At 66.3% G+C, this 13975-nt stretch carries 11 protein-coding genes; 4 read left to right on the top strand and 7 right to left on the bottom strand.

Annotated features, from left to right (window positions below):
• Positions 1-74 precede the first annotated feature (74 nt).
• The 3 genes from ON00_RS13650 to phnX are packed head-to-tail and all read left to right on the top strand — an operon-like array spanning position 75 to position 3327.
• Complete coding sequence (locus tag ON00_RS13650) at positions 75-1385, top strand: DUF5690 family protein (protein ID WP_040601672.1); 1311 nt, start codon at positions 75-77, stop codon at positions 1383-1385.
• Positions 1382-2518, top strand: coding sequence for a TIGR03364 family FAD-dependent oxidoreductase (locus ON00_RS13645; RefSeq protein WP_010406600.1), 1137 nt, complete (start codon positions 1382-1384; stop codon positions 2516-2518). Before ON00_RS13650 ends, ON00_RS13645 begins: the two co-directional genes overlap by 4 nt.
• The gene (gene phnX / locus ON00_RS13640) at positions 2515-3327 is read left to right on the top strand and encodes a phosphonoacetaldehyde hydrolase (protein WP_010406599.1); all 813 of its coding nucleotides are present in this window, start codon (positions 2515-2517) and stop codon (positions 3325-3327) included. Before ON00_RS13645 ends, phnX begins: the two co-directional genes overlap by 4 nt.
• 3 nt (positions 3328-3330) lie before the next feature.
• Here the strand turns inward: phnX and ON00_RS13635 are convergent, their stop codons facing one another.
• From ON00_RS13635 to ON00_RS13605, 7 genes are all read right to left on the bottom strand, one after another.
• Positions 3331-3615 carry a DUF3325 domain-containing protein gene (locus tag ON00_RS13635; RefSeq protein WP_209609555.1) on the bottom strand — a complete coding sequence of 95 codons (285 nt, stop codon included), beginning with the start codon at positions 3613-3615 and terminating at the stop codon, positions 3331-3333.
• A 5-nt stretch (positions 3616-3620) separates the two neighbouring features.
• On the bottom strand, positions 3621-5183 hold the full coding sequence (locus ON00_RS13630) for a PepSY-associated TM helix domain-containing protein (RefSeq protein WP_010406597.1): 1563 nt from the start codon (positions 5181-5183) through the stop codon (positions 3621-3623).
• Entirely contained in the window at positions 5180-5506 is a 327-nt protein-coding gene (locus ON00_RS13625; protein ID WP_010406596.1) for a hypothetical protein, read from the bottom strand. Before ON00_RS13625 ends, ON00_RS13630 begins: the two co-directional genes overlap by 4 nt.
• Positions 5507-5514: 8 nt before the next feature.
• Complete coding sequence (locus ON00_RS13620) at positions 5515-7644, bottom strand: TonB-dependent siderophore receptor (protein ID WP_029622884.1); 2130 nt, start codon at positions 7642-7644, stop codon at positions 5515-5517.
• 138 nt (positions 7645-7782) lie between these two features.
• Positions 7783-9189: a M20/M25/M40 family metallo-hydrolase gene (locus ON00_RS13615; protein ID WP_010406591.1), complete on the bottom strand. Its 1407-nt coding sequence runs from the start codon at positions 9187-9189 to the stop codon at positions 7783-7785.
• 60 nt (positions 9190-9249) lie between these two features.
• Positions 9250-10221, bottom strand: coding sequence for a retropepsin-like aspartic protease (locus tag ON00_RS13610; protein ID WP_010406589.1), 972 nt, complete (start codon positions 10219-10221; stop codon positions 9250-9252).
• A gap of 42 nt (positions 10222-10263) precedes the next feature.
• Positions 10264-12675, bottom strand: a complete 2412-nt coding sequence (locus ON00_RS13605) for a ligase-associated DNA damage response DEXH box helicase (protein ID WP_010406587.1) — start codon at positions 12673-12675, stop codon at positions 10264-10266.
• A 287-nt stretch (positions 12676-12962) separates the two neighbouring features.
• On the opposite strand from ON00_RS13605, the gene ON00_RS13600 reads away from it, so the two are divergent.
• Positions 12963-13961 (top strand): ligase-associated DNA damage response exonuclease, encoded by a 999-nt coding sequence (locus tag ON00_RS13600; protein ID WP_010406585.1) that lies wholly within the window; start codon positions 12963-12965, stop codon positions 13959-13961.
• The last annotated feature ends 14 nt before the right edge of the window (positions 13962-13975 follow it).

Here is a 13975-nt window from a genome sequence, read left to right as displayed (position 1 = left end):
CCGAACAGCCGACGCGAGACTGTCATACAGCGCGCTTAGGGCCAGTCGCAGTGGGATCGGGCCGGGGTACAGAGGTGGAAAGTCGTTTTCGACGCGCTTTGGGGCAGGCCCATCCTGCGGTGTTCACGGCGGTCGCCGGAACCGCGGGTTTCTGCGCCTATTTCGCGATGTACGCCTTTCGCAAGCCCTTCACGGCAGCGACCTTCGAGCTGGTGCCCGGCTGGCATTGGGTGCTCGATTACAAGATCGCGCTGATCGTCGCACAGGTGGCGGGCTATGCGCTGTCGAAGTTCATCGGCATAAAGGTCGTGTCGGAAATCGCGCCGCGCCACCGCGCCGCCGCCATCCTCGCCCTGATCGGGCTGTCGTGGCTGGCGCTGGTCGCCTTCGCGATCATCCCGGCACCCTGGAACGTCGCCGCGTTGTTCCTCAATGGCGTGCCGCTTGGCATGATCTGGGGGCTGGTCTTTGGTTTCATGGAGGGGCGGCGCGTATCCGAGGTGCTTGCCTCGATGCTGTGCGCGAGCTTCATCCTGTCGTCGGGCGTGGTCAAATCGGTCGGCACCTGGCTGATGCAAAGCGAGCATGTCGACCGTTTCTGGATGCCCGCCGCGACCGGCCTGTTGTTCATGCCGCTGCTGTTCGTTTCGGTCTGGGTGCTGAGCGCGCTGCCGCCGCCCAGCGCGCGCGACGAAGCGGAGCGCATCAAACGCGCACCGATGACCGGGGCCGAACGCCGCAGCTTCCTAAAAGCCTATGCGCCGGGGCTGATTGCGATCGTCGTCGCTTATGTCCTGCTCACCGCCTTTCGCGATTTCCGCGACAATTTCGCCGCCGAGATCTGGGCGGCGCTCGGTTATGGCGGGAAGGCTGCGATCTTCTCGGCAAGCGAACTGCCCGTCGCACTGATCGCGCTCGCGGGCATGGCGCTGGTCATCCTGGTGCGCGACAACCGCCGTGCCTTGCTCGTCATCCACATCATGATTGCGAGCGGTTTCGCGCTGCTTGGGGTCTCAACGCTCGCGTTTCAGGCGCATTTGATCTCGCCCTTTGTGTGGGTGGTGCTGTCGGGATCGGGGCTCTACATCGCTTATAGCCCGATCAACGCGGTGCTGTTCGACCGGATGGTGGCGGCCAGCGGCCGGATCGCGAATGCCGGTTTTCTAATTTATGTCGCCGATTCGTTCGGCTATCTGGGCAGCGTGGCCTTGCTGCTGTGGCGCAATTTCGGGCAGCGCTCGCTCGACTGGCTGAGCTTCTTCATGGGCGGGGCCTATGTCACCAGCGTGGTCGGCACGGTGCTGACGCTGTTCGCCGCGCTGTATTTCTTCCGCCGTGCGCCGGAACAGCGGGCCGCTGAGTCCTTGGCACCGGTGCCGGCATGAGCGAAATCGACTCCTACGACGTCGCCATCGTCGGTGCCGGGATCGTCGGCCTCGCCCATGCACTCGCCGCCGCGCGGGGTGGACGGCGCGTGCTGGTGATCGACCGCGATGCGCAGGCCAATGGTGCGTCGATCCGCAATTTCGGCTTCGTCACCGTCACCGGCCAGGAACAGGGCACCGTCTGGCGGCGCGCGCGCCGGTCGCGCGATGTGTGGATGGAGGTCGCGGGTCCCGCCGGGATCGCGGTCGAGCATCACGGCCTGACGATGGTCGCGCAGCGGCCTGAGGCACGCGCAGTGTGCGAGGCCTTCCTGCAAACCGACATGGCGGAAGGGTGCGCCTGGCACGACGCCGATGCAGCGCAAGCGCTGCTCGGCCCGATCCGCCCGGCGACACTCGAAGGCGTGCTGACCAGCGCGATCGACATCCGCGTCGAATCGCGCACTGCCATCCCCAAGCTGGCGGCATGGCTCGCGGCGCATCACGGCGTCGAATTTTGGCGTGGCGTCGCGGTCCACAGTGTCGAGACCGGGCAGCTCGAGACTTCGGTCGGCACGATCCCCGCGCGCGCGATCATCGTCTGCCCCGGTGACGATCTTGCCACGCTCTTCCCCGATGCGCTCGCCGGAATCACGCGCTGCAAATTGCAGATGCTGCGCCTCGCCGACCCGGGCTATCGCTTGCCGGGGGCGATCATGTCCGATCTCGGCATGGTGCGCTATCTTGGCTATGCCGCCTTGCCCGAGGCGGCGGCGCTGCGGCAGCGGCTCGAGGCCGAACAGGCCGACCATCTCGCCAATGGTATCCATCTGATCGTCGTGCAAAGCGCCGATGGCAGCCTGGTTGTCGGCGACAGCCATCATTATGCCGCCACGCCCGATCCATTCGGCAAGGACGCGGTCGACGCGCTGATCCTCGACGAATTCCACGCGGTATTCGGTCATGTCCCGCCGGTGCTCGAACGTTGGACCGGTACCTATGCCTCCGCCGCCAGCCACAGCCGCGTCGCGCGCCCGCTGCCCGGCGTGCAGGTGGTGACGGTGACCAGCGGCACCGGTGCCTCGACCGCCTTTGCCCTCGCCGAGGAAACGATCGCGGCGATTGCGGCGCAACCCCAAGGAGCCGTTGCATGAGTTTTCCGATCAAGGCCGTGGTGCTCGATTGGGCGGGCACGATGATCGATCATGGCTGCTGCGCGCCCGTTATCGCGCTCCAGCGCGTCTTCGCCGATGCGGGCGTGACCATCTCCGAAGACGAAGCCCGCGCCGATATGGGCCGTGCCAAGCGCGACCATATCCGTGCGATCCTGGCCAAACCCCGCGTGGCCGAGGCCTGGCAGGCGGCGCACGCGACATCCCCCGCCGAAAGCGACGTGACCACCTTGCACGATGCGGTCGAACCGATGATGCGCGGCGCGGCCAAGGACTGTGCGGCACTGATCCCGGGTGCGGCCGAGCTCACCGCCACGCTGCGCGCGCACGGCGTGAAGATCGCCTCCTGCACCGGCTATACGCGCCCGATGATGGCCGACATCCTGCCGCTCGCCGCCGAACAAGGCTACGCCCCCGATGTCGTGGTCTGCTCGGGCGAGACGCTGGAGGGCCGCCCCTCACCGCTGATGCTGTGGAAGGGCCTGGTCGAACTCGGCGTATGGCCCGCCGCGGCGTGTGTAAAGGTCGATGACGCCACGGTCGGCATTGGCGAGGGCAAGGCAGCCGGAGCCTGGACGGTCGGGCTCGCCGCGTCCGGCAATGGCGTCGGCCTCAGCCATGATGCCATGCTCGCGCTCGAACCCGAAGAGCGCGCCCGGCGCATCGCCGCCGCTGCCGCCGATCTGCACGCAGCAGGCGCGGATTATGTCATCGACAGCGTGGCCGATCTGTGGCCCGTGCTCGAAACCATCGCCCGTCGGATCGAAGCGGGCGAACGCCCCGCCGCATAAGGGCTAAGGCCTCGCTTTGCGGTGCGGGGGCGGCGCAGGCAGCAGGTTGAGCAACAGAAAGGTCGCGGCCGCGCCGACCATGCAGCTTGCTACCCAGCCGATCGGCCCGAACACGGCGCCCCACGCCGCGATCGCCATCACGAAATCGACCCCGACGCAGACCCACGCCGCGATGCGCAAACCGGTCGCGGCGCGCGGCGAACACCGTCGGCCCCAGCCGCGCTCGTGATGGCGATTGGTCGAGAGCGCAAACAGCATGAAGGCGATGAGCCCGAGCAGGAACGCCACGGCCTTCATCCTGCAAGCACCGTGGCGGCGGCGCGCGATCGTGCGCGGCGCGGGTGCGCGCGATGCCGCGCGACGGCCCGCGCCATCCAGCCAAAAGCGCCCCCCACGGCGAGGAAGGTCAGATCGACCCCAGCCAGCGTCCAGTCCCCGCTGGCGATCGTCCGAGGCAAACCCCTGTCGGTCGCCAGCATGTCGAAGACGGGCAGCGCGAGCAGCAAGCCCGCCGTCAACCCTAGCAGGTCAACCCACGCCCGCGTCGGTTTGCGCAGGAAGGCGTAGAGCAGCAGCACGCCCCATATAGCGAACAGGACATTCACTTCCGCGTCTGCACGCTGCGGCAGCAGCGGCGGCAACAGGCGATTGGCCCAGAGAAAGCCGACCATCGCCGCCGGAAACCCCGCGATGAACCCGACATTCAACCGCTCAACCAAGCGGAAACCGAAATGCGGTCGCGCTGGATCGGGCAGCTTCTCGCGCCGCTTGACCGTCCACAGCACCAGCCCGCTCGCCACCATCAGCGTGCCACCGATGCCGCACAGGAAATACACCCAGCGGATCGCGGCATCGGCGAAGCGGCCAGCATGCAGCCCGATCATCGCGCCCGCCGTCACCTGTGCTCCGCCCGGCGGCGGCGACGCCCAGATCAGGCGACCGCTCACGCCATCATAGCCAAGCTTTGGGGTGAAGTTGGACAGTGATGCCTGACTGCTTCTCGCCAGCGTGACTCGCGCCGCCGCATCCCCGGCAAAGGTCACCAGGATCGCATCGACGGGCCCACCCAACCGCGCTTCTCCATCGCGTACCACCCGCGCCAGATCGACCAGCGGCGCCGCCCGCCCAGTCCGCGCCACCACCGGAGCCTGCGGGTACAGGATTCCGGCGAAGCTGCCGGTATCGCTATAATTGGCGACCACTGCCCACGGCATCAGCATCGTCGCCAGCGTGACCAGCCCGGTATAGGTAATCATCACATGAAACGGCAGGCCAAGCACGGCTGCGGCATTGTGCCCGTCCAGCCATGATCGCTGTCCCTTGCCCCGCCGCAACGTGAAGAAATCGCGGAAGATTTTCTTGTGCGTGACGATCCCCGTCAAAATCGCGACCAGCATGAACATCGCGCACGTACCGACGATCCAGCGCGACCACAGCACCGGCAAATAGAAGAGGTCGAAATGGAAGCGGTAGAAAAAGTCCCCGCCGCGTGTCGCGCGTGCAACCACCGGGTGGCCAGCACCGTCAATCGTCGCGGAGGTCTCGCCACCGTCACGCTTGGGCGGCGTGCCCGGCCCCGGCACCCAATAGACGCTTCCGCTCGCCGAGCGCGTGGTCGGCACGGTGATGAACCACGAGTCGGCACCGGGCGCTTCTCGCGTGAGAAAGGCTTGCGCGCCCCGCACGACCGTCAACGGATCGGTGATCGCGGGCAATTCCGGCTGTGCCCAGCGGTTCAGCGCCTCACGCCAATAGGCCGTGGTGCCGGTGAGGAACACGACGAACAACACCCAGCCGACCAGCAAGCCGGACCATGTGTGCAGCGTCGCCTGGCTCTGGCGGAACCCCGTCTTCATACCCGGCCCCATGCGTGGATCGACACAGCGGTGATGCAGGCCGCAACGATCCCCGCCAGCACGATCGTCCACAGCGCGCGCCAGCCACTCCGGGCGGCAAAGGCCCACATTGCGGTAATGGCGCAAATCGCGAAGGCGACGATCGTGGCGGCGAAGGTCGACTGCGCCGGTCCAAAGGGCAGCACCCGCGCCAGCGCCATCGCCCACAGGCTGGCGACGGCATAGCCGCCCGGGATCGCTGCGACGACGCGGAGTGCCGTATCGCCGCTTCGTCGCCAGGCGCGGGCGGCGTCTCGCTTGGGAAAAGTCGGACGTTGCGACACTGCCGCCCTCACCAGCGATAGGCGATCGTGCCTTGCACGGTACGGCGGTTGCCATACCAGCACCAGGCATAATCGAGATAGCACGTCGTCACATACTTTTTGTCGAAGATGTTGGCGGCGTTCACCCCCAAGGTCAGCCCCTCGAGCCGTGGCGCAAGCCGACCGAGATCATAGCGCACTTGCCCATCGAACAGCGTGAAGCCCGGCGTGCTGACCCGCGCGGAGGTCCCAGCATAGATGCTGTCGACATGCCGCACCGCCCCGCCAATCGCGAAGCCTTGCCACGCACCGTGGCGCGGTGCCCATTCGAGATTGGCGGAAACCCCGCCGCGCCCGACGCCGAGAATGCCATTGCCGATATTGGCGGGATCGGCATCGGCAATGGTGCGCACCTTCTGCCGACTATAAGCAAGCTTGCCATTGAAATCGTAGGGCAGCGGCGCATTGGCTTCCACTTCGAAGCCGGTCGAGCGCACCTTGCCGCTTTGCAGCGCGAACAGCGAATTGGGGATCGCGGTCAGCAAATTGGTCTGGTCGATCTGGAACCAGGCCGCCGTAACGAGGATCTTGGTGCCCGGCACGGTGTATTTCGCGCCAAGCTCGATCTGCTTGCCAAGCGACGGCTTGGCCTGGCGGAGCGTGCCATCGGCATTCTGCACCGTTCCGCTCTGCGGCTCGAACGAGGTCGAATAACTGGCATACGGTGCCAGCCCGAACCCTGTGGTGTATAGGACGCCCGCGCGATAGGTGAATTTCTGCGACGTTTCCGGCGCAGCGCTGCCCGCCGTCGTCCGCGCCCAATCCTGCCGACCGCTCAGCACCACGCGCAGCCCGCCCGTCGAAATCTCGTCCTGCGCGTAAAGGCCGGTCTGCGTCTTGCGCGGCGCAAGCACCCCGACCGTGCCGCCGGGCACCGTCTCGGGCGTTAGCGGCACCGCCATCGTGCCATACACCGGACGATACCCATCAAGCGGCGTCGCCGTGCCAAAGGCATAGACTTCGCGCGCGTGCCCGGCTTGATGGTCGACCCCCAGCAGCACCGCATGCGTCAGCGGCCCGGTCGTGAAACTGCCTCGCACCTGATGGTCGAACACCCAGGAATCGCTGCGTTCGCGCGTCGCATAGGAAGCGCGGTCGTATAGCGTGGTGCTGGTCGCGCTGTTGGTCAGCGATCCACTGGCGTAGACGATGCCGAGATTGGAGGTGGCGTGCTGATAGCGGCCCGACGCACGGAAGCTCCAGCCCGATCCGAAATCATGGTTCAGGATATAGGTGCCCGCCACCTGCTCGCGCTTGAAGACATTGCCCGGCTCGCCGAAATCGCGCGTGGTCGGGATCTGGCCATTGGGATTGGCGAGGAAGGTGCCTGATGCCGGGAACACGCCGTAGGTGCCGTTATACGGATCATGCGAATAGGCACCGAGCAGCGTCAAGCTGGTCGCGTGGCCCGCGCCGCTCGTCACCGCGCCCGAGATCGCCTCGCGCTCGCGCTTGCCGAAATCCTGCTGCGTGTGTGCGCCGTTGACCGTGCCGTTGACGCGCCACAGGATCGACGATCCGGCGCGCCCGCCAACATCGGCATCGGCACGGTACTGGTCATAGCTGCCGTAGCTGCCCGACACTGCGCCGTAAAAGTCGCGGTCGAGCGGCAGCTTGCTCGACATCGCGACCAGCCCGCCGGGGCCCGACTGCCCATAAAGCACCGATGCCGGACCCTTCACCACCTCGATCCGGTCGAGCCGCGACACGTCGATCTGCGGCGCAAGATACCCCGCGCCCTCGATCAGTTTCAATCCATCGAGAAATTGCGGCGCGTCGAAACCGCGCAGCTTGAACTGGTCATAGACCTCGGCGCTCGATCCGCGCTGCTCGGTGGTTGCACCCGCGACAAAGCGCAGCGCCTGGTTGAGGTTCTGCAGCCCGAGATCGGCAATGTCGGCCGCACTGATAACGCTGATCGACTGCGGCGTCTCGGCGATCGGGGCGGCGCTCTTGGTGCCTGCGGACGCCTCGGTGCGCGGACGCTGGCCGGTCACCACAATCGTGCCGTCCTCCAAATCGGCCTGATTCTGCGCCAAAGCCGGGCTGCCGATCACCGCGGTGCCAAGGAGGAGGGCCGATACCAAATGCTGCTTCACTGCGAATCCCTTTTTTATCGAGGGCTGCGCAATGTCTCTTTTGCGATCGATTATCAATAGCAATTATGCAGAAAACGTGGCTCGGCTGTTGCCGTTGCCCGGTGGGGGCAGGCCTGCGCCTTCCCCCACCGTTCGCGCTTACCCTGCGAAAGTCTTCACCAAATCAAACAGATAGTCGCGCCCTTGATAGAGCGAATCCTTGCGCATCCGCTCGTTCAGGCCGTGCATGCCGTTGCCGTCATTATCCAGGAAGAAGCCCGGCACGCCGTATACCGGAATGCCAACCGCCTCGAGGAACACGCCATCGGTCGCGCCGGTCGACATGAGCGGCAGCAGCGGCAGGCCCGGAAAATGCTTCGCCGCCACCGCCTTGACCGGGCCGACCACCTTGGGATCGAGCGCGGGCGGGATGGCGGTCGGGCGGATCGGCGGATTGGCGGTCACCTTTACCTTGGGGCCAGCGAGTTCCTGCAATTTGGCGAGCGTGCCTTCCACCGTTTCGCCGGGGAAGATGCGGCAATTGACGTTGGCGGTGGCGCGTTGCGGCAACGCGTTTTCGGCGTGCCCAGCACTCACCATCGTCGCGACGCAGGTCGTGCGCAGTGTCGAATGCATCATCTTGTCGCTGCTGACGACCTTGTCCGCCGCCGCATCCTGCGGATTGGCGAGCAAGGCGGTGATCCCCGTGCGCAGCGGCGCTGGCGAGCCGAGCGCGACCATGCTGAAGAACGCGCGCGTCGTCTCGGTGAACTTTATCGGGAACTCATAGCCCTGCACGGCCTTCAATGCATCCGCGAGCTGATAGATGGCATTGTCGGGCACTGGCTGCGAGCTGTGCCCGCCCGGATTGGTCGTCTCGAAGGTGTAGTTTTGCGCGGCCTTTTCGCCGACTTGCAGCGCGATCAACTGCGGCTTGCCATCGGGGCCATAGCGCCCGCCCCCGCCTTCGTTGAGCGCGAATTCGGCATCGATCAGCTCGCGCTTGTTCTTGGACAGCCACTCGGCACCGTTAAAGGCAAAGGTGGTTTCCTCGCCGCAGGTCAGCGCCAGCTTGATCGTGCGCTTGGGGTGATACCCTTCGGCCTTGAAGCGGATCATGCTGTCGGCCCACACCGCCGCCATCGCCTTGTCGTCAACCGTGCCGCGCCCGTAATAATAGCCGCCCTCATCGATCAGCGTGAACGGATCGCGCACCCAGTCGGCACGCTTGGCCTCGACCACGTCGAGATGCGCGAGCAGCAGGATCGGCTTGGCCTTGGCATCGCTGCCCTTCAGCACCGCGACCAGCCCGCCATCCTTGGGGTGATCGGGCACCGCAAAATAGGTGATGTCCTGGTCGGCATAGCCCGCCGCCTTCAACCGCGCGCCGATCTGCGCCGCCGCCGTCGTGCAACTGCCGCTCGACAGTGTCGTGTTGGTTTCGACCAGTTGTTTGTAGAGGCCGAGATACGCCTGCTGGTCGGGCCGATCCTGCGCCGAGGCCGCGCTGGCCAGCCCCGCCATTCCCAAAATCGTCGCCCCCAAAAATGTGCTGATCGCGCGCATGGCAAAGCCCCCAAAAGTATGTCGGGAGGAGGCTAACGCAGCTTGGGCGTAACGCAACCGTTAGCGCGTCGCGGCACGCTTTGGTTTGGCGAAGCGCAGTTCGTGATTGGCGAAATCGATCCGCACCTGCCCGAACAGGCGCAGCGCATCCATGCCGAGGAACAGCGCCGGGCGTGCGGTCAGCCCAAGCCGGGCAAAGGGTGCCGCATCCGAAAAGGCGACCGGCAAATTGGCAAAGCCGGTGTCGCCGATCGCGAAACGCGGGACCAGCCCAAACTGCGTCTCAAGCTTGCCGCCGGTTACGCTGAGCAAGGTCATCGGTTGCGCTTGCGCCAGATCATCCCCGACCAGTCGCTTCAACGCGAGATTGCCCATGCTGACGACTGCGCCGGTATCGATCACCACCCGCACCTTATGCCCCTCATAGTTGGCATCGGTGACGACGAGCTGGCCCGCGCGATTGCGCGCACGGACCACGATGTCGCCCGGGCCGAACACCTCGCGCTTGGTGCGCTTGGTCGCCGGCACCACCGTCATCGTACGCGCGGCAAAATCGATCGTGACCGCACGGCCCTGCAGCGTATCGATCCCGACCAGCCCCTGCCCGCCCAGATTTCCCGCGAGCAGCGCCGGGGCCTCAATCCCCGATCCGCGCAGCCGCACGCCCTCGGCCAGCGTCTCCGCACCGATGCTGATTTCGGGCAGCACATAAGTGTCTGCCCCGGTCGAACCCGCCATCGCGCTGATGCGAACGCGCTTGCCCGGTGCCAGAGCCAGCGTCGTCGCGAGGTCGCGCGCGATGACGGTGCGTTCGGCACCGGTATCGACAATGAAGCGAAACGGGCCGTTCTGGCCGATCATCACCGGCACCGACAGGCGCAGCCCATCATCGGTAAAGCCAAGCGCGTCGGCGGTCGCACCCGGTGCCTCTTGCTGCGTCGCAGCAGGCGGCGGGGGTGGCACGCGGGTCTGGGGCGGCGCGGCGGCAAGCACCGTTGCCAACGGCACGATCAAGAGGAGCGCCGGGGCCATTTGCACAAAGCTACGCCCGCATCCGGCCCGTAACAAGCCCGATCAATCGAGCCGCATCGCCTCCGCCGCCAGCACTTCGGCTTCCATCAACAGCGCATCGTCGGCCAGCCCCTGCGCGATATGCTCGCGCCCGATCAGCGTCAGCACCGGCACCGCGAGCGGCGAAATCCGCTCCAACGGCACGTGCAGCATCGTGTCCTGTGCGCGGTCGAGCAGATCGGCCAGGCGCCCGACATCGGTCATCCGCGCACGCGCATCGGCCCAGGCCGCCTGCAACAACAAATGGCCGGGCTCATATTTGCGCAGCACGTCATAGATCAGATCGGTCGAGAAGCTGACTTGCTTGCCGGTCTTGCGCTTGCCCGGAATCTGCCGCTCGACCAGCCCGCCAATCACCGCGACCTCGCGAAACGCGCGCTTCAGGAGCGAGGATTGCTGCACCCAGTCGACGAATTCATCCTCCAGGATATCGCGCGAGAACAACGCCGCCGGATCGGTGACGGACTCAAGCCCGAAGCACGCCAGCGCATAATCATTGGCGACGAAGCCGATCGGCTTCAGCCCCTGCGTCTCCATCCGCCGCGTGATCAGCATCCCCAGCGACTGATGCGCATTCCAGCCTTCGAAACTGTACGCAACCAGATAATGCCGCCCCTCGCGCGGAAAGGTTTCGACCAGCAATTGCCCCGGTCGCGGCAGCACCGAGCGTTGCTGCTGCACCTCCAGCCATTCGCGCACATCGTCGGGGAAGCGGTGCCACTGCGCCGGGCTCGCCAGAAACCCGCGCACGCGCTCGGCGAGATTGGTCGACAGCGGCATCCGCGCGCCGCCATAGCTCGGGATGCGCGCCGGGCGCGAGGTCGCGCGCACCACCACCGCCTCGGTATCGATCCGCTCGACCTCCAGGCTCAGCCCGGCAAAGAAGAAGGTGTCGCGCGGCGACAGCGTCGCGGCGAACCCCTCCTCCACGCGCCCCAGCGTGCGGCCATTGCCGAAGCGCACGCTCAGCATCGTCGCCTCGACGATGATCCCGGCGTTCAAGCGGTGCTGCGCGATGAAGCGCGGATGGCTGACGCGCCAGCTTCCGTCCGGGTCCTGCGTCAGCCGCCTGAACTTGTCATAGGCCTTCAGCGCATAGCCCCCGTCGCGCACGAAGCCGAGCACTTGCGCGAACGTGTCCGCCGTCAGCGCGGAGTAGGGCAAGGCCGAGCGCACTTCGTCGAGCAGCGCCTCTTCGCGGAACGGCGCGGCACAGGCGCACGCCATGACATGTTGCGCCAGCACGTCGAGCGCGCCCATGCGGAACACATCGGCATCCAGTTCGCCCGCCTCGATCGCATCCAGCGCCGCACGCGCCTCGAGATATTCGAAGCGATTGCCGGGCACGACGATCGCCTCGGACGGTTCGTCGAGCCGGTGGTTGGAACGCCCGATGCGCTGCAACAGCCGCGACGATCCCTTGGGCGCGCCCATCTGGATCACGCAATCGACATCGCCCCAATCGACCCCCAGGTCGAGCGACGACGTCGCCACCAGCCCGCGCAACCGCCCATCGGCCATCGCGCCCTCGACCTTGCGCCGCGCCTCCAGGCTGAGCGAGCCGTGATGCACGCCAAGCGGCAAGTTCATCGCATTGACCTTCCACAGATCCTGGAAGATCAATTCGGCGAGCGCGCGCGTGTTGCAGAACACGATCGTCGTCTTGTGCGTCTCGATCTCGGCGATCACCTGTTCGGCGGCATAGCGCCCCGAATGGCCCGACCATGGCACCCGCCCCTGCGGCAGCAGGATCGTGACATTGGGCGGCGCGCCCGCCGCCCCCCGCACCAGCCGCACCGCATCGATATCGCCATCGGGCGCGAGCCAGGCGCGATAGGCATCGGGATCGGCCACCGTCGCCGACAGCGCGACGCGCCGCAGACCGGGCGCGAGGCGTTGCAGCCGCGCCATGCACAGGCTCAGCAAATCGCCGCGCTTGCCGGTGGCAAAGGCGTGGACTTCATCGACCACGATCGTCTTCAGCCCTTCGAACATCAGGCTGCTATCGGGATAGCTGAGCAACAGGCTGAGCGATTCGGGCGTGGTCAGCAGGATCTGCGGCGGGCGGATGCGCTGCCGCGCCTTGCGGTCAGAGGGCGTGTCGCCAGTGCGGGTCTCGACCCGGATATCGAGCCCCATCTCGGCGATCGGGGTGAGCAGGTTGCGCTGCACATCGACCGCCAACGCCTTTAGCGGCGAGACATAGAGCGTGTGCAGTCCCTCGCTCGGGGCCGCGACCAGATCGGCGAGCGTCGGCAAAAACCCCGCGAGCGTCTTGCCCGCACCGGTGGTGGCGACGAGCAAGCCATGATCCCCCGTGCGTGCGACATCCAGCATCGCCAGCTGATGCGCGCGCGGCACCCAGCCCTTGGCGGCGAACCATTCGGTGATGGCGGGGGGAAGCGGAGCAGTCAAACCGTGCCCCCAAATCCCTCTCCCTTTGGGAGAGGGAGGGAGCCGCAAAGCGGCGGAAGGGTGAGGGTGATAGGGCGCACACCGGCGAAACTCATCACCCTCACCCTTCCCACGCCTGCGGCGCGGGCCCAGTTTCGGGTGAACAGCGCCCCGCGCTGTTCAGGTCGTGCCGGGGGCACGACCGACCCGAAACTCCTCTCCCAGGGGGAGAGGGAGATAAGGGAGAGGGAGATCGGAAAACAATCTCCAAGCTGGGAACCATCGGCCATCCCGCCCATATAGGCACGATGGCAAAGCTCGGCGACTGGGTCGAACCGCACCCGCACGGTCTCTATGTAAAACCCGCCGACCTGTGGGTCGATTCGGCGCGCCCGTCGCCGATGGCGCTGGTGACGCATGGCCATGCCGATCATGCGCGCGGCGGCCACGGCGCGGTGTGGGCGACGCCCGAGACGCTCGCGATCATGGAAACGCGCTATGGCCCGCAAGCCGGGCATCCGATCGCTTATGGGCAAAGCCAAAGTTTCGGCGATGTCACCGCCACCTTCGTCCCCGCCGGGCACGTGCTGGGATCGGCGCAGATCCTGCTCGAATATCGCGGCGAACGCATCGTCGTCTCGGGCGATTACAAACGCCGCGCCGACCCCACTTGCGCGCCGTTCGAGCCCGTCCCCTGCGACGTGTTCATCACCGAGGCGACCTTCGGCCTGCCCGTCTTCCGCCATCCCGATACCGGCGACGAAATCGACAAATTGACCAGCGCGCTGCACGCTAATCCGACGCGCTGCGTGCTGGTCGGGGCCTATGCGCTGGGCAAGGCGCAGCGCGTCATCGCCGAATTGCGCGCACGCGGGCATGATGCGCCGATCTACATTCACGGCGCGCTCGAACGGCTGTGCGCGCTGTATGAAGACCACGGCGTGGCGCTCGGCGAACTGCGTCCCGCCACCACCGCGAGCAAGGCCGAGATGATGGGCCATATTGTGCTCGCCCCGCCCGGTGCGCTGGCCGATCGCTGGTCGCGCCGGCTGCCCGATCCGATCACCGCGATGGCGAGCGGCTGGATGCGCGTGCGCCAGCGCGCGGTGCAGCGCGGCGTGGAACTGCCGCTGATCCTGTCCGATCATGCCGATTGGGACGAATTGACCGACACCCTCACCGAAATCGCCCCGCGCGAAGTGTGGGTCACGCATGGCCGCGAGGATGCGCTGGTGCATTGGTGCCAGACGCACCAGATCAAGGCGCGCGCGCTGGCGTTGCTGGGCTTTGAGGATGAGGACGATTAGCATCCCAACCGTTC

The sequence above is a fragment of the Sphingomonas echinoides ATCC 14820 genome, assembly GCF_000241465.1.
Taxonomy (GTDB): Bacteria; Pseudomonadota; Alphaproteobacteria; order Sphingomonadales; family Sphingomonadaceae; genus Sphingomonas; species Sphingomonas echinoides.
Note: the sequence above shows the minus strand (reverse complement) of the source record. Positions and strands in the feature narration are given on the sequence as shown.